The organism is Shinella curvata (assembly GCF_022899935.1).
In the GTDB taxonomy this organism is placed as follows: domain Bacteria; phylum Pseudomonadota; class Alphaproteobacteria; order Rhizobiales; family Rhizobiaceae; genus Shinella; species Shinella curvata.
On sequence record NZ_JALJCJ010000003.1, the window covers coordinates 187872 to 212506 of the forward strand.

Genomic DNA, 24635 nt, shown 5'->3' on the forward strand with positions numbered 1-24635 from the left:
CGAAACACGACTTTCGTGTCTGACGAGGGTTCTACCGGCCACCTGTTACAGGGGTATGACAGAACCGTCCGTCGATGAGATGAAGTCTGCCCCGATATGGTTAACAAAAGGTTAACGCGGCGCTCGGTAAAAAAAATCGCGATACCAGCGATTGAACCGGCGACCTCAAACGTCTTTCCCGTGGTTCCATGTGCCTTGCCCTTTGCGACCTCCACCGGCGTCTCTCTTTCGATTGACAAGCCGGCCCGGGGTCCAGACAGTGGCGGCGGCAACGAGACGGCAGCGGTAGGAGGACTTCATGTCTAAACGCGCATTCCTGGGTTTCTCGGCACTTCTTCTTTCCGTGATCGCCTCACCACCCCTGCCGGCCCAGGCCGAAGAGACGCGCTCCGTCGTCACGACCGAGAACAGCGACTATTTCGGCTTCGACCTGCGCACCGTACAGGACGTGACTCTCGACCAGTGCAAGAGCGATTGCGTCGACGACCTCTCCTGCCGCGCCTTCACCTACAATCCCAAGGTGAAGTGGTGCTTCCTGAAGAGCGACTTCAACCAGCTCAACCATTTCCAGGGCGCGATCGCCGGCAAGATCCTGAAAGCCGACACGGCCGCTGATATCGGCGCGGCACCCGCCATGTCCTTCATCAGCGAATACATGCTGACCGACGCCCGCTCGTTCCGCGACAATCTCGCGCTCGCCGCCGATCAGGCCGGCCAGGGTGCGGAAAGCCTCGCCTCGCTCGGCCGCATCGAGACGGCGTCGAGCCGCTTCGACCAAGCACTCGCTGCCTATCGCGGTGCGCTGTCGCTAGCGCCGGACGATTATTTCCTCTGGATCGAGACGGCCGAATCGATGGGCCGCGCCTATAACAACAGCTATCTCGCCGGGCAGGGCGCACTTGCCGCGATCAACGCCTACCAGCTGTCGCGCACCACCGAGACACGGGCGCGGGCGCTCGCGGTACTCGGTGACACGCTCGACAAGTCGAGCAACTACCGCGCCGGCATCAACGCCTACAAGGCGAGCCTCGACCTGAAGGATGACGTCGCCGTCCGCTCGGCCTATCTCGGCCTGCAAGCGCGCCAGGGCTTCCGCATCGTCAATCACACGATCGATTCGGACAGCGCGACACCGCGCGCCTGCGTGGAATTCTCCGAGCCGCTGGTAAAGTCCGGCGCCGACTACGCCTCCTTCGTCACGCTCGACGGCGCGGCACCCAAGGCCATCGAGGCGAAGGACCGACAGATCTGCGTCGAGGGGCTGAACCACGGCCAGCGCTACAAGATCACGTTCCGCGCCGGCCTGCCGTCCTCCGTTGACGAGCCGCTGGCCGCCGCCTCGGATCTCGATATCTACGTGCAGGACCGCGCCGCCATGGTGCGCTTCACCGGTGACGGCTTCGTGCTGCCCGGCAGCGTTCGCCGCGGCATCCCGATCGTGTCCGTCAACACCGACAGCGCCGACCTGAAGCTCTACCGCGTCGGCGACCGCGCCATTGCCGGCCTCCTGTCTGAAAGCCGCTTCCTCACGCAGCTCGACGGATATTCCGCCAGCCGCATCGAGAACGACAACGGCGAACTCGTCTGGCAGGGCAAGATCGAGATTTCGCCGGAACTGAACAAGGACGTCGTCACCAGCTTCCCGGTCGATGAGGCCTTGCCGCAGCGCAAGCCCGGCGTCTACGTGCTGACCACCGCGGCAACGAACGGTCGCAGCAACGAGTGGGACAGCAAGGCGACGCAATGGTTCGTCGTCTCGGATGTCGGCCTCACCACCTATGCCGGCACGGATGGTCTCAACGTCTTCGCCCGCTCGCTCGACACGGCCGGCCCGCTTGACGGCGTCGAGCTGCAGCTGATCGCCAAGAACAACGAGGTCCTCGGCACGGCGACAACGGATGCGGACGGCCGCGCGACCTTCACCGCCGGCCTGATGCGCGGTAGTGCCGCCAACACGCCCGCCGTCATCCTCGCCAGGAAGGGCGAAGGCGATTTCGTGTTCCTCGACATGACCCGCGCCGGCTTCGATCTCTCCGACCGCGGCGTCACCGGCCGTCCGGCTCCGGGCGCCATCGACGTGCTCGCCTGGACCGAACGCGGCATCTACCGCGCCGGCGAGACGGTGCATGCCGCAGCGCTTGCCCGCGACATCGAGGCGAATGCCGTCGAAAAACTGCCGCTGACCTTCGTCTTCAACCGGCCCGACGGCGTGGAAGACCGCCGCATGGTCTCGGACGGTGCATCGCTGGGCGGCCATACGATCGATCTGCCGCTGCAGGACAACAGCATGCGCGGCACCTGGACCATGCAGGTCTATACCGACCCGAAGGGCACGGCGATTGCCGAAAAGACCTTCCTCGTCGATGACTTCGTGCCCGATCGCATCGAATTCGACATGACGAGCGAGGCAACGGAAGTCGAGACCGGCGTTGCCGCTCCCGTCTCCGTTGAAGGCCGCTATCTCTATGGCGCGCCGGGTGCGGGCCTCGAAATCGAGGGCGACGTCGCGCTCAAGCCGACGCACCAGGATCCCGCCTATCCCGATTATGTCTTCGGTCTCGCCGATGAAGAGGCGATCGAGGAAAGCCGCATTCCGCTCGAGGGCCTCGACGTGCTCGACGACGACGGCAAGGCGACCTTCGACATCAATGTGGCCGATCTGCCCGCCACCACCCAGCGGCTCGAAGCGCTCGTGACGCTGCGCATGATGGAGGCAGGAGGCCGCGCCGTCGAACGCAGCCTCACCCTGCCCGTCAAGTCGGAAGGCGCGATGATCGGCGTGAAGCCGGAGTTCAAGGGCGACCTTTCGGAAAACACCGTCGCCAATTTCAACGTCATCACCGTCGGTGCCGATGGCAAGCGGCAGGCGATGCAGGGCCTGCCCTGGAAGCTGCTCGCCGTCGAGCGGAACTACCAATGGTATCGTGAGGGTAGCTCGTGGCGCTATGAACCCGTGCTGTCGACGAAACAGATCGCCAATGGCACGCTCGACGTCACCGCTGACGGCGGCAAGATTTCCGTGCCCGTGACCTGGGGCCGCTACCGCCTCGAAGTGGAAAGCCCGGAGCCGGAAGGTCCCGCCACCAGCGTTGAATTCGATGCCGGCTGGTATGTTGCCGCAAGCTCGACGGAAACGCCGGATGCGCTGGAAATCTCGCTGGACAAGGAAAACTATGCGGTCGGCGACACGGCCAAGCTGAAGGTCTCGCCGCGCCATGCCGGCCAGGTGCTCGTCACCATCGGCGCCGAAAGCCTGATCGCCACCCAGACGGCGGCCATCGGCGCCGAGGGCGGCGAGATCGACATCCCCGTCACCAAGGAATGGGGTCCCGGCTCCTATGTTACCGCAACACTCTTCCGCCCCGGCTCCGACCAGGAAAGCCGCATGCCGATGCGCGCGATCGGCATCACCTGGCTGAAGGTCGATCCGGCGGATCGCAAGCTGAACCTCTCGCTCGACCTGCCGGAAAAGACCCTGCCGCGCCAGCCGCTCGACATTTCGCTGAAGGTCGCCGGCGCCGGTGCCAATGAAGAGGCCTACATCACGGTTGCCGCCGTCGATGTCGGTATTCTCAACCTCACCCGCTACGAAGCGCCCGATCCGGCCACCTGGTACTTCGGCCAGCGCCGCCTCGGCATGGAAATCCGCGACCTCTACGGCCGCCTGATCGACGGCTCGCTCGGCACGACCGGACGCTTGCGCACCGGTGGCGACGGCGGCGAAGGCGCGCTTGCGGGCGATCCGCCGAAGGAAAAGCTCGTCGCCTTCTTTGCAGGCCCCGTGAAGCTCGATGCCGAGGGCAACGCCAAGGTCAGCTTCGACATTCCGCAGTTCAACGGCACGGCCCGCGTCATGGCCGTCGCCTGGACGAAGACCGGTGTCGGCAGCGCCTCGAAGGACGTGGTCATCCGCGATCCCGTCGTCGTGACCGCAAGCCTGCCGAAGTTCCTCGCCCCTGGAGACCGTTCGGACCTGCGCCTCGATATCGCCAACACGGATGCGCCGTCCGGCGACTACACGCTGGAGATCACCCACAATGCCTCCGTGATGGTCGAACAGACCGGTGCGAGCCAGACGGTGACGCTCGAAGCCGGCGGCAAGACCGCGCTGACCCTGCCGCTGATCGGCGGCGAGATCGGCGACGGCCTTGTCACGGTCAAGCTCTCCAACGGCAACGGCATGTCGCTCGAACAGGCGCTTATCGTGCCGGTGCGCCCGGCCGCCATGCCGATCACCACGCGCCGGCCGCTCGAAATCGCCGCAAACGGCAGCCTGACGATCGACGACCAGCTGCTGGCCGACAGCCAGATTGCCGGCGCCTCCGTCAGCCTCAGCGTGTCGCGGGCCGCCGCGTTCGACGTCCCGGCATTGCTGATGTCCCTCGACCGCTATCCCTATGGCTGCACCGAGCAGACATCGAGCCGCGCCCTGCCGCTGCTTTACCTCAGCGAGCTTTCCAAGCAGTCCGGCCTGCCGGAAGACACGGAAACGCAGAAACGCGTGCAGGACGCCATCTACCGCGTGCTGGCCAACCAGTCATCCACAGGCAGCTTTGGTCTGTGGGGTCCGGGCTATGGCGATCTCTGGCTCGATGCCTTCGTCACCGACTTCCTGACCCGCGCCCGCGAACAGAAGTTCGACGTGCCGGAACAGGCCATGCTGCAGGCGCTGAACAACCTGCAGAATGCGCTGTCCTATGACGTCAACGTCTCCACCCAGGGCAACGAGATCGCCTATGCGCTCTATGTGCTTGCCCGCAACCGCAAGGCCGCGATCAGCGACCTGCGCTACTATGCCGATACGAAACTGTCGGAATTCTCCTCGCCGCTCGCCCGCGCACAGATTGGCGCTGCGCTCGGCCTCTATGGCGATGCCCAGCGTGCGACGACGATCTTCTCGAACGCGCTCGGCCTGTCGCGTGACAGCATCATGACCGCCAGCCTCGCCCGCACCGACTACGGTTCGTCGCTGCGGGACGGTGCCGCGATTTTGGCGCTTGCCGCCGAAGCAAGGCCGGTTCCGGGCATCATTCCGGAGCTTTCCAAGCTCGTCGCCAAACAATGGGAGAACAAGCGCTGGACCAGCACGCAGGAACAGACCTGGATGCTGCTCGCCGCCCGCTCCGTGAAAGATGCCGACAAGGACCTGAAGCTTGAAATCAACGGTGCGGCTCGCGACGGCGGCTATGCCGCACAGATGACGGGCAAGTCCCTGCTGGAGAACCCGCTGACCATCGCCAACCGCACCGGCGAACCGGTCTCCGCCGTGCTCACCACGGTCGCGGCCCCCATCGATCCGCTGCCCGCCGGCGGCGACGGCTTTGCCATCGAGCGCAGCTACTACACGCTCGACGGCGAGGAGGCGAATGTCACGGAGGCGCAGCAGAACGAACGCTACGTGGTGGTGCTGAAGGTGACGGAGCACAACAACTGGGCGTCCCGCATCATCATCACCGATCTCCTGCCCGCCGGCTTCGAAATCGACAATCCGAGCCTCGTCGACAGCGCCAAGCTCGCCAATTTCGACTGGCTCGGCGAGACGGAAGCCGCGCATACGGAGTTCCGCTACGACAGGTTCGTCGCGGCCTTCAACCGCAGCGAAGGTGACAACCGCGACGTGACGCTCGCCTATGTCGTGCGAGCCGTGACCCCCGGCACCTATGACCTGCCGGCCGCCCAGGTGGAGGACATGTACCGTCCGCAATACTCCGCCCGCACGGCGACCGGCCGCATGCAGGTCGTCAAGGCCGAGTAAGGGGTTCTGGCGATGGCGCTGTGGCGCAAACTTCTGATCGGTTCCCTCGGCGGGGCGGCAGCGATTGCCGCCCTCGCATTCGGGCTCGATTATGCCGACCGCGCCTATCCGCCGCCGATCGCGGTGGCGGAAGCCGTCTCCAGGGAAGTACTCGACCGCGATGGCCGCCTGCTGCGTGCCTTCGCCACGCCGGAAGGACACTGGCGGCTGAAGACCACGGCCGCCGATGTCGACCCGCAATTCCTGCGCATGCTGGTGGCCTACGAGGACCGGCGCTTCAACGCGCACGGCGGCATCGACCCCTGGGCACTCTTGCGTGCCGCCGGCCAGTTCATCGGCAATGGCCGCATCGTCTCGGGTGCGTCCACGCTCTCCATGCAGGTCGCCCGGCTGATCGAGCCGCGTGAAAGCCGCTCGCTACCGGCCAAGCTGCGCCAGATGGCCCGCGCCATCCAGCTCGAGCGCCGGCTTTCCAAGGCCGAAATCCTCGATCTCTACCTGACGCTCGCCCCCTATGGCGGCAATCTGGAGGGCGTGCGCGCCGCAAGCCTCGCCTGGTTCGGCAAGGAGCCGAAGCGGCTTTCGGTGGCCGAAGCCGCCCTGCTCGTCGCCCTGCCGCAGCTGCCGGAAAAACGCCGCCCCGACCGCCACCGCGCCGCCGCGGAAAAGGCACGCGAGCGCGTGCTGACCCGCCTTGCCGTCTCGGATGTCATCGGCGAGGGTGAAGCGGAGCGCGCGGGCCTCGAAGCCGTGCCGGACCGCCGCCGCCAGCTTCCCTCCTATGCCGCCCATCTTTCGGAACTGGCGCTGCGCAAGGACCCGAAGGCGATCAAGCACGAGACTTCGCTCGACCGCACGGTGCAGGACGGCCTTGAGACCGTCGCCCGCGAGGCGGCCGAACGGCTGGGTCCGAAAATCTCCATCGCCATGGTGATGGCCGATGCCCGCACCGGCGATATTCTTGGCGAGGTCGGCTCGGCAGATTATTTCGACGGCAGCCGCGCCGGCTGGATCGACATGACGCGCATCCGCCGCTCGCCCGGCTCGGCGCTGAAGCCGTTCATCTACGGCCTTGCCTTCGAAGAGGGCCTCGTCGCGCAGGAAACCATCGTCGAGGACCGCCCCGCCGATTTCTCCGGCTACCGGCCGCGCAATTTTGACATGACCTATCAGGGCGATATCAGCGTGCGCAAGGCACTGCAATTGTCGCTCAACGTGCCCGCCGTGCGCCTGCTCGAAGCGGTCGGCCCGACGCGTTTGATGGTGCGTTTTCGCCGCGCCGAGGTGCGCCCCGAGCTGCCGCCGGGCGAGACGCCGGGCCTCGCGATCGGCCTCGGCGGCCTCGGCATCACGCTTCGCGACCTCACCCAGCTCTATGCGGCGCTCGCCAATCGCGGCATGCCCGTGCAGCTCGGCGACGGCATCACGGGTGATGCCAAGGTGATCGTTGGCGATCCGCTGCTCGATCCTGTCGCCGTCTGGCAGGTTTCCGACGCCCTATCCGGCGTCACCCCGCCGACCGGCAGCCGCCGCCTCGGCATCGCCTACAAGACCGGCACGAGCTACGGCTACCGCGATGCCTGGTCGGTCGGTTACGACGGCCGCCATGTGCTCGGCGTCTGGGTCGGCCGGGCCGACAACGGTGCCGTGCCTGGCTTGACCGGCTACGGCGCCGCAGCCCCGATCCTCTTCGAAGCCTTTTCGCGTTCCGGCATTGCCATCACGGCGCTTCCCCGCGCGCCGGCCGGGGCACTGCGTATCGCGCAGTCCGAACTGCCCGCCAGCCTGCGCCGCTTCTCGACGACGGCAAACGGTCTGGTCACGGTGGTCGCGCGGGAACCGGCACCGCAGATCGTCTATCCGCCCGAAGGTGCTTCCGTCGAGCTCGGCGCCACAAAAGGCAGTGACATCTCACCCCTCGTCTTGAAACTCCAGGGCGGCCGCGCGCCCTTTCGCTGGCTTGCCAACGGCGAGGTGCTGCCGGAGGCCTCGCGCCGGCGCACCACGCAATGGATGCCGGAAGGCGCCGGTTTCTCGACGCTGACGGTGATCGATGCAGCCGGGCGGGCGGCCAGTGTGCGGGTATTTATCGAATAACAAGTCTACCCTCATCCGCCTGCCGGCATCTTCTCCCTATAAGCGCGGGCGCACATCACGTCTTCTTCTCCCCAGAGAGCGAAGGAGAAAACGGCAATACCGTGCTCATATTTTTAGCTTTGCCGCGATCGGAGCCAAAGCCCATGCCGCACGGCTTTCTGAACACTCCACGTTCAAACGGGACACGTCCCCTCTCCTCGCTTACAGAGAGTGGATTGGGGTGAGGGCCATACCAAGCCCTCGCCATCACTTCGCCGTATCGGCAGGCACCCAGTTCGCCTTGCGTTTTTCCAGGAAGGCCGCGATGCCCTCCGTCGCTTCCGGCGTTTCCCAGGTATCGGCAAGCCGCGTCAGCGTCATCTCGATCACGGTGTCGTCGATCGGCGAGGCCAGCGCATGGGCGAGCGCCTTCGTTGCCGCAACGGCCTCCGGCGAGGTTGCGAAATAAGGCTTGATCTCTGCTTCGATTGCCTCGTCCAGCGCTTCAGGCGCCACGACGCCGCCGATGAGGCCGATGTCGCGGGCCGTCGGCGCATCGAACAGCCGTGCGGACGTCGCAAAGCGCAGGAAGGCCGCGGGGCCGATGCGGGCGGCGACATAGGGGCTGATCGTTGCCGGGATGAGGCCGAGCCGGGTTTCCGTCAGCCCGAAACGCGCGCCCTCCACGGCAATCGCTGCATCGCAGACGCTGATCAAGCCGACACCGCCGCCATAGGCCTGGCCGTTGACGCGCGCGATCAGCGGCTTGTGCAGGTCGCGCAGCGCCTTGAGCATCAAGGCGAGGCGGCGTGCTTCGGCGATGCGCGCCTCGCGGCTCGCGGCAATCTGCTCCTTCATCCAGTTGAGATCGCCGCCGGCGCAAAAGCTCTCGCCCTCGCCCGTCAGCACGACGACGCGCACCGCCCTGTCTCCGCCAAGCAGGCCTGCAACGGCCGTGAGTTCGCGGATCATAAGGCCCGACAGCGCATTGTGCTGCGCGTGGCGGCGGAGCGTCAGGGCCGCCACGCCGCGGCGATCGACGGATACAGAGATGGTTTCGAAATTCATGGCGCCCTCCTCCACTCCAATGAGCCTAGGCACGTTTGCGAATATCGCCCTTGCCAGCGATCCGCCGCGCGAAGGCTGCGGCGGCGGCCAGTTTCTCAACATCGAGACCGGTTTCATAGCCCATCGCCGCCAGCATGCCGGCGACGGCGAGCGTATCCACATTGCCACGCGCACCCGGCGCGTAGGGGCAGCCCCCGAGGCCGCCGACCGAGGCGTCGAAAACCGTCAGCCCATGATCGAGCGCCACGCGGATATTGTCGAGCGCCAGGCCGTTCGTATCGTGAAAATGGCCCGCCAGATTTTCCGGGAAGGCGACGGCGAGCACCACATCCAGCATGGCCGCCACCTCCGTCGGGCGCGCACGGCCGATCGTATCGCCGAGACTTACCTCATGGCAGCCCAGCCGCAGCAACTGCCCCGTCACCCGCGCCACCGCGCAGGGTTCCACCGGTCCGTCATAGGGGCATTGCACGACGCAGCTGACATAGCCGCGCAGCAGGATGCCATCCGCCCTCGCCGCTTCCGCGACGGGCCGGGCACGCTCGACGCTTTCGGCAATCGAGCAGTTGAGATTAGCGCGCGAAAAACCTTCGGACGCCGAGAGGAAGACGGCGACCTCGTTCACGCCGGCCGCCTTCGCCGCCTCATAGCCCTTCATGTTGGGCACCAGCGCCGCGTAGGAAATGCCGGGGCCGCGCGTGATGCCTGCCATGACCGCGGCGCCATCGGCGAGCTGCGGCACCCATTTGGGACTGACAAAACTTGTTGCCTCGATGCGCTTGAAGCCGCAATCGGACAGCTGGTCAATCAACGCGATCTTGTCGGCGGTCGGGATGATCGCCTTTTCGTTCTGCAACCCGTCGCGGGCCGCCATTTCGACGATGTCGATGCGCCCGGTCATGCCGCCTCCTCGGGCTCCAGGGAGAACAGCAACGCGCCTTCCGCCACCTGATCGCCCACTGCCACCGGCACGATCGCCACCACGCCGTCGCGCGGCGCGGCCAGCACCAGCTCCATCTTCATCGCCTCCATGGTGACGAGCGCATCGCCCTTGGCGACACGCGCGCCCGGCTGCGCCGCAACGATGCGCACGAGACCGGGCATCGGCGCGACAAGCCGGTCCCCGCCCGCTGCCGCCTCGTCGTGACGGCCGGCTTCTTCCGCAATCGCAAAGGCATGTCCGTGCCCACCGAAGAAGACGTCGATATCGGCGCGGTCGCGATGCACGGTCGCCGCAAGGCTATGGTCATCGAAATCCACCCGAACCGCGCGACCGTCGGTGGAGTGCACGCGGATTTCCATTTCGATATCGTTGTGCTCTATGCGAAAACGCTCCTCGCCGAGCGTCGTGACTTTCACGGCATGTTCGGCACCGGCATGGTCGAGAAAGAGGGTTTGCGCAGGCTCGCCCCAGAGCCGGAAACCGCGGATTCGGCCCCAGGGATCGGGGCTGGCGGAAGGCTTGAGAAACCCGAGGGCGGAAAGGGCCGCCAGCGCAAAGGCTTCCTCCGGCGCCTCGGGATCGGCAAACAGGGTCTCGCCGGCCCGGCCGATCAAACCCGTATCCACGTCGCCGGCGGCAAAGGCCCGATGGCGGCAGAGGCGAACGAGGAAACCGGCATTGCTCGCCACCCCGCCGACACGGCATTGCTCCAGCGCCGTCTCGAGCCTGGCCAGCGCCTCCGCGCGGCTACGACCATGGGTGATGACCTTGGCGATCATCGGGTCATAGAAGGGCGTAATGACATCACCGGCGCGCACGCCGGAATCAATGCGCGCGCTTTCCGGCAGGTCGAAGACGGAAAGGCGCCCTGTCGCCGGCAGGAAGTCGCGCGCCGGGTTCTCCGCGTAGAGCCTCGCCTCGAAGGCCCAGCCGTCTATCGCAAGCTCCGCCTGGCGCTTTGGCAAGACTTCGCCGGCCGCGACGCGCAACTGCCACTCCACAAGGTCGAGGCCGGTGATCGCCTCGGTCACAGGATGCTCGACCTGCAGGCGCGTGTTCATCTCCATGAAATAGAAGCGATCCTGCCTGAGCCCCTCGGAAACGTCGGCGATAAACTCCACCGTGCCCGCGCCACTGTAGCCGATCGCGGCCGCCGCACGCACGGCCGCAGCTCCCATGCTGTCGCGCATCTCCACCGTCATGCCGGGAGCCGGGGCCTCTTCGATGACCTTCTGGTGGCGGCGTTGCAACGAGCAATCGCGTTCGAACAGGTGCACGACATTGCCGTGCCCGTCGCCAAAGACCTGCACCTCGATATGGCGGGGTTTCGCCATGTATTTTTCGACGAGCACGCGACCGTCGCCAAAGGCGCTCTCCCCCTCACGCCGCGCGCTTTCGAGCGCGGCGGCGAAATCCGCCGGCTGCTCGACCCGCCGCATGCCCTTGCCGCCGCCGCCGGCGCGCGCCTTGATCAAAACGGGATAGCCGATCGCCGCCGCCTCATCCGCCAGGAAGGCGGCATCCTGCCTGTCTCCGTGATAGCCGGGCACGACGGGCACGCCGGCCTTTTCCATGAGAGCCTTGGCGGCATCCTTCAGGCCCATGGCGCGGATGGCGCTGGCCGAGGGGCCGATGAAGACCAGGCCGGCAGCTTCCACCGCCTCCACGAAATCGGGATTTTCCGAAAGAAAGCCGTAACCCGGATGCACGGCGTCGGCGCCACTCGCCCTGGCTGCGGCGATGATAGCCGCGATGTTCAGATAGCTTTTCGCCACCTCGGCCGGACCGATACGGATGGCCTCGTCGGCCATTTCGACATGCAGCGCCGCGCGGTCGGCATCCGAATAGACGGCGACCGTCGCGACACCCATGCGCCGCGCGGTGCGGATGACGCGGCAGGCGATCTCGCCTCTGTTGGCGATGAGGATTTTCCTGAACATCCGAGCTTCGGCTTTCAAAGGCGATTCCGGCACAAGCGTCTGAGCGTTCTGCATCCGAAATCGCGACAAACAAACTATTGTGCGGCGATGGCCTCGACTTCGAGCAGCCATTTTTCATCGAAGATCGAGGCGATGACGACGCTCATCGCCGGTGCGACGGCACCCAGATACTCGCTGCGGATCTCTCGATTCGCCATGGTATGATGCCGGTCTGCCAAGAAGGTCGTCACCTTGACGAGATCGGCCTTCGACATGCCGGCCGCCTTCAGCTGCGCGTCGATATTGCGCCAGACGAGCCGCGCCTGGTCCTCGAAACTTTCCGGCACCTTGTCGTCGTCGGACACCGGAATCTGGCCGCTGATGAACAGCAGCGCCTTGAAATCCGTGAGTTTCACGGCCTGCGAATAGCCGCCGCGCGGGGCGGGTGCATTCTTGGCATTGATGGTTTCGCGGTTCATGACTTGCCTCCTCTACATCCTGAAGATGCCGAAACGGGTGGGCTCGATGGGCGCATTCAGCGCCGCCGAAAGCGAGAGCGCCAGCACGTCGCGGGTCTTGCGCGGGTCGACGATACCGTCGTCCCAGAGCCGTGCCGACGCGTAGAGCGGGTGGCTCTGGCGGGCGAACATGTCGATGGTCGGCTGCTTGAAGGCGGCCTCCTCCTCGCCGCTCCAGCTGCCGCCCGTGCGCTCGATCCCCTCCCGCTTGACGGTCGCCAACACTCCGGCCGCCTGCTCGCCACCCATCACGGCGATACGGCTATTCGGCCAGGTCCAGAGGAAACGCGGCGAATAGGCCCGCCCGCACATGCCGTAGTTGCCGGCACCGTAGGAGCCGCCGATCAGCACCGTAAGCTTCGGCACGTTCGCCGTCGCGACGGCGGTCACAAGCTTGGCGCCGTTCTTGGCGATGCCCTCCGCCTCGTATTTTCGGCCGACCATGAAGCCAGTGATGTTCTGCAGGAAGACAAGCGGAATGCCGCGCTGGACGCAGAGCTCGATGAAATGCGCGCCCTTTAACGCCGCCTCGGAAAACAACACGCCATTGTTGGCGATGATGCCGACGGGCAGGCCATGTAGGGCGGCAAAGCCGCAGACCAGCGTCGTGCCGAAGCGGGCCTTGAATTCGTCGAAACGCGAGCCATCAACCACACGGGCGATCACTTCGCGCACGTCATAGGGTTTGCGCGTATCGGCCGGCACAATGCCGAGCAGTTCCTCCGGGTCGTAGAGCGGCGCATCGCCATCGCCGGATTTCGTAACCTCAGGCTTACGCGTATTAAGATTGGCGGCAATCTGCCGGGCGATAGCCAATGCATGGCGGTCGTCGCGGGCGAGATGATCGGCGACGCCGGAAAGGCGGGTGTGCACGTCACCGCCACCGAGATCTTCGGCCGTGACGACCTCGCCCGTCGCGGCCTTCACCAGCGGCGGGCCAGCGAGGAAGATCGTGCCCTGGTTCTCGACGATGACGGTTTCGTCGCTCATGGCCGGCACATAGGCTCCGCCCGCCGTGCAGCTGCCCATGACGACGGCAATCTGCGGAATGCCGGATGCGGACATCTGCGCCTGATTGTAGAAGATGCGGCCGAAATGATCGCGGTCGGGAAAGACCTCGTCCTGGTTCGGCAGGTTCGCGCCGCCGGAATCGACGAGATAGATGCAGGGCAGCCTGTTCTCCGCCGCGATCTCCTGCGCGCGCAGATGCTTCTTCACGGTGATGGGATAGTAGGTGCCGCCCTTCACCGTCGCATCGTTGCAGACGATCATGCATTCGCGACCGGAAACCCGGCCGATGCCCGCGATCATACCGCCGCAGGGCGAGGCGCCGTCATAGAGGCCGTGGCCGGCCGTGAGACCGATTTCGAGGAAGGGCGAGCCGGGATCGAGCAATTGCGCAACACGGTCGCGCGGCAGCAGTTTTCCGCGCGCAACATGGCGTTCCCGCGCCTTCGCTCCGCCGCCATCCATGGCGAGGCCGGCCGCATCCTCGACCAAAGCCAATGCATCGAGCATCGCCTTCTGATTGGTCTCGAAGACCGCGCTGCGGGTGTTCACGGCCGAGGGGATGACCGGCATCACAGCGTCTCCTGGAAGATTTCGCGGCCGATCAGCATGCGGCGGATTTCCGAGGTGCCGGCGCCGATCTCGTAGAGTTTGGCGTCGCGCAGCAGGCGGCCGGTCGGGTAGTCGTTGATATAGCCGTTGCCGCCGAGCGACTGGATCGCCTCGAGCGCCAGCTTAGTCGCCATCTCGGCGGAATAGAGGATGCAGCCGGCGGCATCCTTGCGCGTCGTCTCGCCACGGTCGCAGGCGGCGGTAACGGCATAGACGTAAGCGCGGCAGGCGTTCAGCGCGACATACATGTCGGCGACCTTGCCCTGCATCAGCTGGAATTCGCCGATCGGCCGATCGAACTGCTTGCGCTCATGGATATAGGGCACGACCACATCGAGGCAGGCGGCCATGATGCCGAGCGGGCCGCCGGAGAGCACGACGCGCTCATAGTCGAGGCCGGACATCAGCACATTCACGCCACGCCCGACGGTGCCCATCACGTTCTCTTCCGGCACCTCGCAATCGGTGAAGACGAGTTCGCCGGTATTGGAGCCGCGCATGCCGAGCTTGTCGAGCTTCTGGGCGGTCGAAAAGCCCTTAAAACCCTTTTCGATGAGGAAGGCGGTGATGCCGCGCGAACCGGCCTCCGGATCAGTCTTGGCATAGACCACCAGCACATCCGCATCCGGCCCGTTGGTGATCCACATCTTGTTGCCGTTCAGCACATAGCGATCGCCGCGCTTGTCGGCACGCAGCTTCATCGAGACCACGTCGGAGCCCGCCCCCGGCTCGGACATGGCGAGCGCGCCGACATGCTCGCCGGAAATCAGCTTCGGCAGGTATTTTTCGCGCTGCGCCGGCGATGCGTTGCGCACGAGCTGGTTGACGCAGAGATTGGAATGGGCGCCGTAGCTGAGGCCCACCGAGGCCGAGGCGCGGCTGATCTCCTCCATCGCCACGCAATGGGCAAGATAGCCCATGCCGGAGCCACCGAGCCCTTCGGGGGCCGTAATACCGAGCAGGCCGAGATCGCCCATTTCGCGCCAGAGCGGCATGGGGAAATTGTTGCTTCGGTCGATTTCGGCGGCCTGGGGCGCGATGCGATCCGTCGCAAAACGCCGCACGCTTTCCCTGAGCGCCTCGATATCCTCTCCAAGCCCGAAGCTCATGCCGGCGTCGTACATGTCCACTCTCCCAATACAATCGTCAGGCGATTGCCTTTTCTTCTGTTCTGCCGAAAGCCGCGCGCTTTTCGGCCTCGCGCGCCTTTACGCGCTTTGCCGCCTCCTCCTTGACGGGACCGTAGCCCCTGATCTCACCGTAAAGCGAAAGAAGCGCAACGGCGGCATCGAGATTGTCGCGGCGAAGACCTTGCAGCACATGCGCGACCAAGGCCTCGTAGTCGGCGATGAGCTGGCGCTCCATGCGGCGCTCGGCGGTGCGGCCGAACGGATCGAAGGCCGTGCCGCGCAGGCCCTTGAGGTTGGCCAGCATACCGAAGGCCGGCAGCATCCAGCGGCCGAAGCGGCGTTTGCGCGGCCGGCCATTGGCATCCTCAACCTTCAGGAATGGGGGTGCGAGGTTAAAGGCGATCTTGTAATTGCCGTCGAACTGCTCGGCGAGACCGGCCTTGAAGGCCGGATCGGTGAAGAGCCGGGCGACCTCGTATTCGTCCTTGTAGGCAAGGAGCTGGGCGTAGACATGGGCCACCGTGCGCACCAGCCGATCATCCGGGCCGAGCGCCTTTTCCGCATCCCGCACACGCTCCACCAGCGCCCTGTAGCGGCCGGCAAGGGCTGCATTCTGATAGGCGGTCAGGTGCTTTTCGCGATGCGCGATCAGGTCCACCGTCGGCATCGTCTCCAGCGTCGCGACGGGCTTGCCGGGATGCAGCAGGCGTTCAGCGCGGACGGGATCGGCGGCGATGAGGCGGCCCCAGCCGAAGGCGGAGAGCGTGGCGTCGACGGCCACGCCGTTCAGCGCGATCGCCTGTTCGATCGACTGGCGGGTGAGCGGGATCAACCCCTTCTGCCAGGCATAGCCGGTCATCAGGATATTCGTCGCCATGGCATTGCCCGCGACCTTTTCGGCAACTGTCGTGAAATCGAGCAGAGTGGAGGCTTCACGCAGTGCCGCGCGCACCGTGCTTTCCACATCGCGGCGGCGGAAGTCGAAATCGCGCTTGCGCACGAAATCGGCGACCGGGGTCAGCCGCGTGTTGATCACCCCCGTCGTACGGTGATGGTCGCAGAGCGTCACCGCATCCTTCGAGGAGGCGACCACATCGTCGGCGGCGATCAGCAGATCCGCACCGCCGGTGATGATGCGCGGCGAGGAGACGTCCTGATCATGCAGGCCAATCCGCAGGTGGCTCATGACGGCGCCGCCCTTCTGGGCGAGACCGGCCATGTCCAAAATCATCGGCGACTTGCCGTCGAGATGGGCGGCCATGCCGAGGATGGCGCTGATCGTCAGGATGCCCGTGCCGCCGATGCCGGCAATGGCGATGTTGTAGGACCGGTCACCGATCTTCACGATGTCGGGCTCCGGAATGCTCGTCATATCCGGGTTTGAGCGTGCCGCCTTGCGCAGCCGGCCACCCTCCACCGTCACGAAGGACGGGCAGAAGCCCTTGAGGCAGGAATAGTCCTTGTTGCAGGTCGACTGGTTGATCTTGCGCTTGCGGCCAAGTTCCGTGTCGAGCGGCTCGACGGAAACGCAATTCGACTGGGTGGAACAGTCGCCGCAGCCTTCGCAGACGGTGGGGTTGATCATCAGGCGGACCGGCGGGTCCTCCATCAGGCCGCGCGACCGGCGGCGGCGCTTTTCGGCGGCACAGGTCTGCACGTAGACGATGGCCGAACAGCCGGGCGCCTCGCGGATGTCCCGCATCACTCGGTCCAGTTCGTCGCGATGGCGCACGATGGTGCCGGGTGCGAGCATGGAGGGAGAATAGGCTTCCGGATGGTCGGAGACGAGATAGATCGGCTCGACGCCCTCGTCGAAGAGCTGGCGCGTCACCGCCTCGGGGCTGATCGGCCCATCGACGGCCTGGCCGCCTGTCATCGCCACCGCGTCGTTATAGAGGATCTTGTAAGTGATGTTGACGCGGGCGGCGACCGACTGGCGCACGGCCAGAATGCCGGAATGATAGTAGGTACCGTCGCCAAGATTGACAAAGATATGCTTCTCGTCGGTGAAGGGCGCGATGCCCGACCACGGCACGCCTTCGGCGCCCATATGGGTGAAGGTCGCGGTGTCGCGGTCCATCCACTGCACCATGTAGTGACAGCCGATGCCCGCGGTGGCGCGGCTGCCTTCCGGCACCTTGGTGGAGCTGTTGTGCGGACAGCCGGAGCAGAAATAGGGTACGCGCTCGATCGGCGCGGCATGCGTCTTGCGGATCTTCTCACGCTCGAGGAGATAGGCGAGTTCGTCCGAAATCAGCTTCTTGAGACCGGCATCGAACTCAAAATGCAGGAGCCGCGCGGCAATCGCCCGTGCTACCATGCCGACCGTCAGTGCCTGCGACAGCGGCAGGAACGCATGATCGTCATGATCGAACTTGCCGATGATGCGCGGCCGCTCGCCGTGGTGCCAGTTGAAGAGCTGCTGCTTGATCTGGTTTTCGATGATCTCGCGGCGCTCCTCGACGACGAGCACCTCTTCCAGCCCCTGCGAGAACTCGCGCACACCCTCGGGCTCCAGCGGCCAGGGCATGCGGACCTTGTAGATGCGCATGCCGATCTCGGCCATCTCGGCCGGCCCGAGCGAAAGCTCCTTCAGCGCCTGCAGCACATCCTCATAGGCCTTGCCGGAGGCGATGATGCCGAAACGGGCGCGCGGCACGTCATGCGTGACCTCGTCGACCTTGTTGGCGCGGGCAAAGGCGATGGCCGCATAGCCCTTGTAGGTCTGGAGGCGCTCGTCCTGCGGCAGCGGCGGATCGGGCCAGCGCAGGTTGAGACCGCCGGGCGGTACTTCGAAATCCTGTGGTATGACGAACTGGCGGCGCTCGCCAGCGAGGTCCACCGAGGCGGTCGTCTCGACCGTGTCGGAAATGAACTTCATGCCGACCCAGCAACCCGAATAGCGCGACATGGCCGTGCCGAGCAGACCATATTCGACGAATTCGTGAATCGACGAGGGATAAAGCACCGGAATGACCGCCGACATGAAAGCATGGTCGGACTGGTGCGGGATGGAGGACGACTTGGCCGAATGGTCGTCGCCGGCAAAACAGAGCACGCCGCCATGTTTCGAGGTGCCGGCGGCATTGGCATGTTTCAGCACGTCGCCGCAGCGATCGACACCCGGCCCCTTGCCGTACCAATAGCCGGCGACGCCGTCGTAGCGCGCGCCGGGCGACAGATGCAACTGCTGGGTGCCCCAGACGGCGGTGGCGGCGAGATCCTCGTTGACACCGGGCCGGAACACGATGTCGTGTGCCGCCAGGTGCTTGCCGGCCTTGGCCAGCTGCTGGTCGTAACCGCCAAGCGGCGATCCGCGATAACCCGAGATGAATGCGGCGGTGTTCAGGCCGGCGGCACGATCGCGCCGCATCTGAACGATCGGCAGGCGCACGAGCGCCTGGATGCCGGAAAGGAAGATCCTCCCACTTTCCGCCGTATACTTGTCCTCGAGAGAAAAGCTCTGCTTCAGCATGACTTCCTCCTCGATGGCCCTCCTCCACGAAAGCCATCCTCCATAATGTAGGAGCTTACGCAGGGATTGGGAGGAGCGGGTCCTTATTTTGACCCTGAAAAATCATCGTTTTGGGATGCCATCCGCAAAAGCGGCCGGCAAATGCAAAGCCATCCTATTGCGGCGTCAGATCGGAACCCGGTGCGTATTCTTGAGCTCATCGAGCGCGAAGCTGGAATTGACGAAACCGACACCCGGAAGACGCAGCAACGCCTTCTTCAGGATCTCCTCGTATTGCCGCACGCTGTTCGTCAGCACGCGCAGCACATAGTCGTGGTCGCCGGTCATGGAATAACACTGCACGACCTCGGGCATGTTCTTCACGGCCTTTTCGAACTCCAGCAACGTCGCCTCGTCATGCTGCTTCAGCCGCACGAAACAGAAAACCGAGACCTCGAAGCCGACCAGCCGCGGCTCGACAGCAATGATACGGCCGCGGATGATACCCTGCTTTTCCATCTCCTTGATGCGCCGCCAGCACGGCGTATGGCTCAAGCCCACGCGCTCGCCGATTTCGGCGACGGTCAGTTCCGGCTCGCTTTGCAGGAGACGCAGGATCTTGCGGCCCGTCTCGTCCAGCACACCGTCGGCCATGTCAAATCAGCCCGCGCGAGGAGAGATTGCGCATCAGCGCGGCGATGCCGAAGGTCCAGGGTGGGCATTCGGTGGAAAGGCGCACAGTGTTGGCAAGCGACCCCAGTTCCGCATTGGAAATCACCACGCGGTCGCCCGTCTTGTGCGTAAAGCCCTGCCCCGGCGCATCGCGATCCTCGACGGGCGCAAACAGCGTGCCCATGAACAGCATGAACCCATCAGGGTACTGATGATGCTTGCCAATGGTCTGCGCAACGAGATCGAGCGGGTCGCGGCTGATCTCGCGCATCGTGCTGCGGCCCTTCAAGACGAAACCATCTTCGCCTTCGATCATGAGGTCGAGATCGGCCTTGCGCACATCATCGATGGAGTAGGTCTCGTCGAACAGCCGGATGAACGGGCCGATGGCAGAGGAGGCGTTGTTGTCCTTCGCCTTGCCGAGCAGCAGCGCCGAACGCCCCTCGACATCGCGCAGGTTGACGTCGTTGCCGAGCGTCGCACCCTTGACGCGGCCTGCACTATCGACGGCAAGCACGATTTCCGGCTCTGGATTGTTCCACTTCGAAATCGGATGCAGCCCGACCGATGCCCCCCAGCCGACGGACGACAGGACCGGCGCCTTGGTGAACACCTCCGCATCCGGCCCGATGCCGACTTCGAGATATTGCGACCAGACGCCCTCCTCGATCAGCGCCGCCTTGACCTTGCTGGCTGCTTCCGAACCGGCCTTCAGATCGCGCAGGCTGTCGCCGATGATCGCGGTGACCCGCCCGCGCACCTTCTCCGCCAGTGCCGGATTGCCGGCTGCCTTCTCCTCGATCACCCGTTCGATCATCGAGCGCGCGAAGGTCACGCCGCCGGCTTTCACGGCCTGCAGATCGCAGGGCGCCAGCAGATGCAGGCGCGAGAAATTACCGGCGCTCTCGACGGAAGCCTCCAGCACGGCATCGAGCGCGCCGAGCGATTCGCAGGGAGCAGCACGGGCAATCGCGACCGGGTCGTCCCTTTCCAGCAAGTCCCGCATGGTCGGGACATCCTTCGAGGTGATGTCGCAGAGCTTGCCATCCCTCAGCACCACCACTGCCGGCCCCTGTACATCCGGCCGCCAGACGCGCCCGACAAAGGTCTCCCGCGAAAAATCACCTGCCGTCACGCGCCGCTCCTCCAAAATCCTCGGTGAACGTTGTAACGCGAAAAGGGCGGACGGGAACAGGGCGGCCATGAGAACGCCAAAACGAACGCGGGATGGCGACGTGACGCCGCCATCCCGAACAGTCAGGCAGGCTTTGTACGCACCGTCGAGACGATGGTGAGGCCAGCGAGGAAGAGTGCGACGCCGCTGGCGACGAAGACGCTTGAGAAGCCATTGGCATCGAACAAGGCGCCACCGGCCGCAGCCCCCGTCGCAATCGCAAAGTTGATCGCGGCGACGAAGAGGCCCCCCGCACTTTCCGCCTCATCGGGCACGGCCCGCGTGATCCAGGTCGACCAGGCGACCGGCACCGCGCCGAAGGCGAGCCCCCAGAGCGCGACCATCGCCGCATCGCCGGCAAGGCTAACCGCCGAAGGCGGAAAGCGAGATAGCAAGCACACCCATCACGAGCGGCATGATCGTCAGCGTGAAGCGCATGGAGCGTTCGAGCAGCACGGCCCCGAGATAGTTGCCGAAGAAGGTGGCGATGCCGAAGCCGAGCAGCACGCCCGAAACACCCTCGACGCCGACGCCCGTTACCGTTTCGAGGAACGGCCTTATATAGGTGAAGAAGGCGAAGTGGCCGGTAAAGACGAGCAGGATTGCCAGCATGGCAAAACCAACACCCGGCCGTGCCAGCACCTCCACCAGGGTGCCGAAGCGCGAATGGCCGCGCGGCGGGAGTAAGGGCAATGTGGCCAGCTGCACGACAAGCGCCAGCGCGCCGAGCACGGCTGCTCCCAGAAAGACATTTCGCCAGCCGACGATGTCGCCGATGTAGCTGCCGACCGGGGCTGCAAAGACCGTCGCCAGCGACACGCCGAGGAACATGATCGACAGCGCCTTTGCCACCAGTGCTTCCGGCACCAGCCGCATCATGGTCGCGGCCGAAAGCGTCCAGAAGCCACCAAGCGCCATGCCGAGCAAAACGCGGCCGGCGAGCAGCATGGGCAGGTTCGACGACATCGCGACGAGCAGGTTAGAGAAGATCAGGAGAACAGAGAGCCCGAGCAGCACCAGCCGCCGGTCGAGCTTACGCGTTACCACGGTAATCACGAGGCTCGTCACCAGCGCGACGGCGGCCGTCGCCGTCACCGCCTGCCCCGCCATGCCCTCGGAAATCCCGAGATCATCAGCCATCGGCGTCAAAAGGCTTGCCGGCAGGAATTCCGCTCCCACCAGCCCGAACACGCCGAGCGTCATGGCGAGCACGGCTCCCCAGGCCGGGCGGGCCTCGGCCTCGCTCTCGGGCACTGATAGTGTTGCATCCGTCATCTGCCATCCCTTTCCTGTTGCAGGTGCGTGCTGAAAAGGTGGGTTGAAACGCAGGACGTACAATGCCATTTTATCCGCAATGTTTGATCGATCGTCCGACCTGACCCAAAATGCGCATGATCCCGTCAGCGAGCTTCTGATGGGCATGCGCCTGCGCGGCGCCAGCTACGGCCGCCTGCAACTGACCCCGCCCTTCGGGATCCGCTTTCCGGCGGGGCCGGAAGCCCGTTTCCATTTCATCGCACGCGGCAAGGTGCTACTGCGCGCGCCGGGCGAGGCCGATCGTCCTCTCGGTTGCGGCGATGCGGTGCTTTTGCCACGCGGCGAGAGCCACGAAATCATCACCGGCCCGAATGTCCGGATGCGCGACTACGAGAGCTACACGCACAAGCCGCTCTGCCCCGAAGTCGAGGCAGTGGAAGCCTGCATCAAGTCCGCGGACCGGGAGAGCGACACGCTCATCTTCACCGGCCGTATGGAATTCGAGCTCGATACGCTGCACCCGCTCGTCGGCCTGATGCCGCAGATCATGTCCGTCGGCGCGCTGATCGGCCGCCAGCCGGAACTGATGCCGCTGCTCGGCGCCATGGAGCGGGAAATGGCGGAGGAACGCGTCGGCTCGGCCGGCATCCTCGCGCGCCTCGCCGATGTCATCGCCGCCTCCATCGTGCGCGGCTGGGTGGAATGCGGCTGCGGTGACGCGACCGGCTGGATCGAAGCGTTGCGCGATCCCCGCCTCGGCCGCGTCATTGCCGCCCTGCACCGCGAACCCGGCCGCAACTGGACGCTCGCCGACATGGCGCAGGAAATGGGCAGCTCCCGCTCGGTCTTCGCCAAGCGCTTCGTTGAGGTAACAGGCGTCACCCCGCAGCGCTACGTACTCGCGCTGCGCATGCGGCTTGCCGAACAATGGTTCCGCCGCGACAAGCTCGCCATCGACACCGCCGCCCGCCGTCTCGGCTTCGGCTCCCAAGCCGCCTTCGCCCGCGCCTTCAAACGCATCGTCGGCAAACCGCCGGGCCAGGCGCGCAAGAACGGCGCCGCAAGCGGCTTGGAACATACGAAAACTGGGAGGGAAAATGGTGCTGCTAGAGAGATTTGAACTCTCGGCCTCTCCCTTACCAAGGGAGTGCTCTACCCCTGAGCTATAGCAGCATCTTGCGAAGCGGAAGGCGCTTTCGCGTGAGCGAGGGCCTATTGCCATAGGTGGATGGGCAGCGCAAGCGGCGATTTTACGATTATCGCAACAAACTGATGACGGCGGCGCTTTTTTCGTGCGCCTGTTTTCATTATGAGAAGGGATATGAGCGGCAAGGACGAGACGAAAAGCGGGAAAATCAGGACGGAAGCGGAGATCCGGGCGGAGCGGCTGGCCAAGACGCTGCGCGACAATCTCCAGCGCCGCAAGCAGCAGGCGCGTGCGCGTCGTGCCGGCGAGGCTGACGAGACGACGGGTTTACCCGGCGGCACCTCTGCCGCAAAAAAAGACGAATCGGACGGTTAGTCGGGATGTCTTCACCACGAAGGCTACGGGGGTGATCGTCCAGCCGGGCGTGCGCATGCGCGGTCGGTCGGCGCGGTCTTCATTTTTCTTTCGCGATGCTCTAAAGAGGCCGCAATCTCCGAAAGCCTATATCTCAAGAAAGGCGGGCCCGGCCCGTAATCGCATATGGATCGTATCAGGATTGTAGGCGGCAACGAACTCAAGGGCATCATCCCGATCTCCGGTGCCAAGAATGCTGCGCTGCCGCTGATGATCGCGTCGCTTCTGACCGACGACACGCTGACGCTGGAAAACGTGCCGCATCTCGCCGATGTCGAGCAGCTCATCCGCATTCTCGGGAACCACGGCGCCGACATCACCGTCAACGGCCGCCGCGAACGCCAGGGCGAAGGCTATTCGCGCACCGTCACCTTCACCTCGCGCAACATCGTCGACACGACCGCTCCTTATGAGCTGGTCTCGAAGATGCGCGCCTCGTTCTGGGTGATCGGCCCGCTTCTGGCGCGTGAAGGCAAGGCTCGCGTCTCGCTGCCGGGCGGCTGCGCCATCGGCACACGTCCGGTCGATCTTTTCATCGAGAGCCTTGCAGCCCTTGGCGCGAAAATCGAGATCGACGGCGGTTACGTCGAGGCGACGGCACCGCAGGGCGGCCTGATCGGCGCCCGCTACACCTTCCCGAAGGTTTCGGTCGGCGCGACCCACGTGCTCCTGATGGCGGCGACACTTGCCCGCGGTACGACGGTCATCGGCAATGCCGCCCGCGAACCTGAAGTGCAGGACCTCGCCAAGTGCCTGAATGCCATGGGCGCGAAGATCACGGGTGCCGGCACCTCCACCATCACCATCGAAGGTGTCACCCAGCTTTCCGGCGCGCGCCACCGCGTGCTGCCGGACCGGATCGAGACCGGCACCTATGCCATGGCTGTTGCGATGACCGGCGGCGATGTCGTGCTGGAAGGCACGGAAGCCTCGCTGCTCGACACCGCACTTGAAGCGATCCGCCGCTCCGGCGCCGAGATTACCTCGACGGAAAGCGGTATCCGCGTCGTGCGCAACGGCGGCGGCATCAAGCCTGTCGACGTCGTCACCGACCCCTTCCCGGGCTTCCCCACGGACCTGCAGGCGCAGTTCATGGGCCTGATGACCAAGTCGAGCGGCATTTCGCACATTACCGAGACGATCTTCGAGAACCGCTTCATGCATGTGCAGGAGCTCGCCCGCCTCGGTGCGAAAATCTCGCTCTCCGGCCAGACGGCCAAGATCGAGGGCGTCGAACGCCTGCGCGGCGCGCCCGTCATGGCGACGGACCTGCGCGCCTCCGTCTCGCTCGTCATCGCCGGCCTTGCCGCCGAAGGCGAGACGATGGTCTCGCGCGTCTACCATCTCGACCGCGGCTTCGAGCGCCTCGAAGAGAAGCTCACCCGCTGCGGCGCCATCGTCGAACGCGTCAGCGATTGATCTTTCCCACGCGGCGGCGTTGCAGTCCGCCGCGTGCCGTCCTATCTCGTTTACCGAATATACGGGATG

16 protein-coding genes and 1 tRNA gene are annotated in these 24635 nt (G+C 65.1%); 5 read left to right on the forward strand and 12 right to left on the reverse strand.

The window, feature by feature from the left end:
• Positions 1-298 precede the first annotated feature (298 nt).
• Together MUU55_RS12455 and pbpC are read left to right on the forward strand one after the other, a co-directional pair.
• The gene (locus MUU55_RS12455; RefSeq protein WP_244761083.1) at positions 299-5755 is read left to right on the forward strand and encodes an alpha-2-macroglobulin family protein; all 5457 of its coding nucleotides are present in this window, start codon (positions 299-301) and stop codon (positions 5753-5755) included.
• A 12-nt stretch (positions 5756-5767) separates the two neighbouring features.
• Positions 5768-7852 (forward strand): penicillin-binding protein 1C, encoded by a 2085-nt coding sequence (gene pbpC / locus MUU55_RS12460; protein WP_244761084.1) that lies wholly within the window; start codon positions 5768-5770, stop codon positions 7850-7852.
• Positions 7853-8098: 246 nt separating this feature from the next.
• Here the strand turns inward: pbpC and MUU55_RS12465 are convergent, their stop codons facing one another.
• The 11 genes from MUU55_RS12465 to MUU55_RS12515 all read right to left on the reverse strand — a co-directional run bounded on the left by MUU55_RS12465 (position 8099) and on the right by MUU55_RS12515 (position 21604).
• Complete coding sequence (locus MUU55_RS12465) at positions 8099-8899, reverse strand: crotonase/enoyl-CoA hydratase family protein (RefSeq protein ID WP_244761085.1); 801 nt, start codon at positions 8897-8899, stop codon at positions 8099-8101.
• Positions 8900-8924: 25 nt separating this feature from the next.
• The gene (locus MUU55_RS12470; protein ID WP_244761086.1) at positions 8925-9800 is read right to left on the reverse strand and encodes a hydroxymethylglutaryl-CoA lyase; all 876 of its coding nucleotides are present in this window, start codon (positions 9798-9800) and stop codon (positions 8925-8927) included.
• Positions 9797-11782: an acetyl/propionyl/methylcrotonyl-CoA carboxylase subunit alpha gene (locus tag MUU55_RS12475; protein WP_244761087.1), complete on the reverse strand. Its 1986-nt coding sequence runs from the start codon at positions 11780-11782 to the stop codon at positions 9797-9799. Before MUU55_RS12475 ends, MUU55_RS12470 begins: the two co-directional genes overlap by 4 nt.
• Before the next feature lie 74 nt (positions 11783-11856).
• Positions 11857-12240: a RidA family protein gene (locus MUU55_RS12480; protein ID WP_244761088.1), complete on the reverse strand. Its 384-nt coding sequence runs from the start codon at positions 12238-12240 to the stop codon at positions 11857-11859.
• A 12-nt stretch (positions 12241-12252) separates the two neighbouring features.
• Positions 12253-13860, reverse strand: coding sequence for a carboxyl transferase domain-containing protein (locus MUU55_RS12485; RefSeq protein ID WP_244761089.1), 1608 nt, complete (start codon positions 13858-13860; stop codon positions 12253-12255).
• Positions 13860-15008 (reverse strand): isovaleryl-CoA dehydrogenase, encoded by a 1149-nt coding sequence (locus MUU55_RS12490; protein WP_244761549.1) that lies wholly within the window; start codon positions 15006-15008, stop codon positions 13860-13862. The genes MUU55_RS12485 and MUU55_RS12490 overlap by 1 nt, the downstream gene beginning before the upstream one ends.
• A gap of 37 nt (positions 15009-15045) precedes the next feature.
• The gene (locus tag MUU55_RS12495; protein ID WP_244761090.1) at positions 15046-18504 is read right to left on the reverse strand and encodes an indolepyruvate ferredoxin oxidoreductase family protein; all 3459 of its coding nucleotides are present in this window, start codon (positions 18502-18504) and stop codon (positions 15046-15048) included.
• 165 nt (positions 18505-18669) lie between these two features.
• The gene (locus MUU55_RS12500) at positions 18670-19137 is read right to left on the reverse strand and encodes an Lrp/AsnC family transcriptional regulator (protein ID WP_244761091.1); all 468 of its coding nucleotides are present in this window, start codon (positions 19135-19137) and stop codon (positions 18670-18672) included.
• A 1-nt stretch (position 19138) separates the two neighbouring features.
• On the reverse strand, positions 19139-20290 hold the full coding sequence (locus tag MUU55_RS12505) for a fumarylacetoacetate hydrolase family protein (RefSeq protein ID WP_244761092.1): 1152 nt from the start codon (positions 20288-20290) through the stop codon (positions 19139-19141).
• Positions 20291-20412: 122 nt separating this feature from the next.
• Complete coding sequence (locus MUU55_RS12510; protein ID WP_244761574.1) at positions 20413-20724, reverse strand: MFS transporter; 312 nt, start codon at positions 20722-20724, stop codon at positions 20413-20415.
• Positions 20693-21604 (reverse strand): MFS transporter, encoded by a 912-nt coding sequence (locus tag MUU55_RS12515; protein ID WP_244761093.1) that lies wholly within the window; start codon positions 21602-21604, stop codon positions 20693-20695. Before MUU55_RS12515 ends, MUU55_RS12510 begins: the two co-directional genes overlap by 32 nt.
• A gap of 79 nt (positions 21605-21683) precedes the next feature.
• On the opposite strand from MUU55_RS12515, the gene MUU55_RS12520 reads away from it, so the two are divergent.
• Complete coding sequence (locus MUU55_RS12520) at positions 21684-22706, forward strand: AraC family transcriptional regulator (RefSeq protein ID WP_280518937.1); 1023 nt, start codon at positions 21684-21686, stop codon at positions 22704-22706.
• On the opposite strand, the gene MUU55_RS12525 is transcribed toward MUU55_RS12520, so the two are convergent.
• Positions 22685-22759 (reverse strand) — tRNA-Thr (locus MUU55_RS12525). The genes MUU55_RS12520 and MUU55_RS12525 overlap by 22 nt on opposite strands.
• Before the next feature lie 148 nt (positions 22760-22907).
• On the opposite strand from MUU55_RS12525, the gene MUU55_RS12530 reads away from it, so the two are divergent.
• Positions 22908-23108, forward strand: coding sequence for a hypothetical protein (locus tag MUU55_RS12530; protein ID WP_244761095.1), 201 nt, complete (start codon positions 22908-22910; stop codon positions 23106-23108).
• Between the two features lie 165 nt (positions 23109-23273).
• The gene (murA, locus tag MUU55_RS12535) at positions 23274-24566 is read left to right on the forward strand and encodes a UDP-N-acetylglucosamine 1-carboxyvinyltransferase (RefSeq protein WP_244761096.1); all 1293 of its coding nucleotides are present in this window, start codon (positions 23274-23276) and stop codon (positions 24564-24566) included.
• The last annotated feature ends 69 nt before the right edge of the window (positions 24567-24635 follow it).

What these genes read in the sequence shown, in the direction of transcription:
- MUU55_RS12490 (WP_244761549.1), bottom strand. Translation starts at nt 15,008, where the DNA reads ATGAGCTTCGGGCTTGGAGAGGATATCGAGGCGCTCAGGGAAAGCGTG.
- MUU55_RS12500 (WP_244761091.1), bottom strand. Translation starts at nt 19,137, where the DNA reads ATGGCCGACGGTGTGCTGGACGAGACGGGCCGCAAGATCCTGCGTCTC.
- MUU55_RS12455 (WP_244761083.1), top strand. Translation starts at nt 299, where the DNA reads ATGTCTAAACGCGCATTCCTGGGTTTCTCGGCACTTCTTCTTTCCGTG.
- MUU55_RS12480 (WP_244761088.1), bottom strand. Translation starts at nt 12,240, where the DNA reads ATGAACCGCGAAACCATCAATGCCAAGAATGCACCCGCCCCGCGCGGC.
- MUU55_RS12530 (WP_244761095.1), top strand. Translation starts at nt 22,908, where the DNA reads ATGAGCGGCAAGGACGAGACGAAAAGCGGGAAAATCAGGACGGAAGCG.
- MUU55_RS12520 (WP_280518937.1), top strand. Translation starts at nt 21,684, where the DNA reads ATGTTTGATCGATCGTCCGACCTGACCCAAAATGCGCATGATCCCGTC.
- MUU55_RS12495 (WP_244761090.1), bottom strand. Translation starts at nt 18,504, where the DNA reads ATGCTGAAGCAGAGCTTTTCTCTCGAGGACAAGTATACGGCGGAAAGT.
- MUU55_RS12515 (WP_244761093.1), bottom strand. Translation starts at nt 21,604, where the DNA reads ATGACGGATGCAACACTATCAGTGCCCGAGAGCGAGGCCGAGGCCCGC.
- MUU55_RS12485 (WP_244761089.1), bottom strand. Translation starts at nt 13,860, where the DNA reads ATGCCGGTCATCCCCTCGGCCGTGAACACCCGCAGCGCGGTCTTCGAG.
- pbpC (WP_244761084.1), top strand. Translation starts at nt 5,768, where the DNA reads ATGGCGCTGTGGCGCAAACTTCTGATCGGTTCCCTCGGCGGGGCGGCA.
- MUU55_RS12470 (WP_244761086.1), bottom strand. Translation starts at nt 9,800, where the DNA reads ATGACCGGGCGCATCGACATCGTCGAAATGGCGGCCCGCGACGGGTTG.
- MUU55_RS12465 (WP_244761085.1), bottom strand. Translation starts at nt 8,899, where the DNA reads ATGAATTTCGAAACCATCTCTGTATCCGTCGATCGCCGCGGCGTGGCG.
- MUU55_RS12475 (WP_244761087.1), bottom strand. Translation starts at nt 11,782, where the DNA reads ATGTTCAGGAAAATCCTCATCGCCAACAGAGGCGAGATCGCCTGCCGC.
- murA (WP_244761096.1), top strand. Translation starts at nt 23,274, where the DNA reads ATGGATCGTATCAGGATTGTAGGCGGCAACGAACTCAAGGGCATCATC.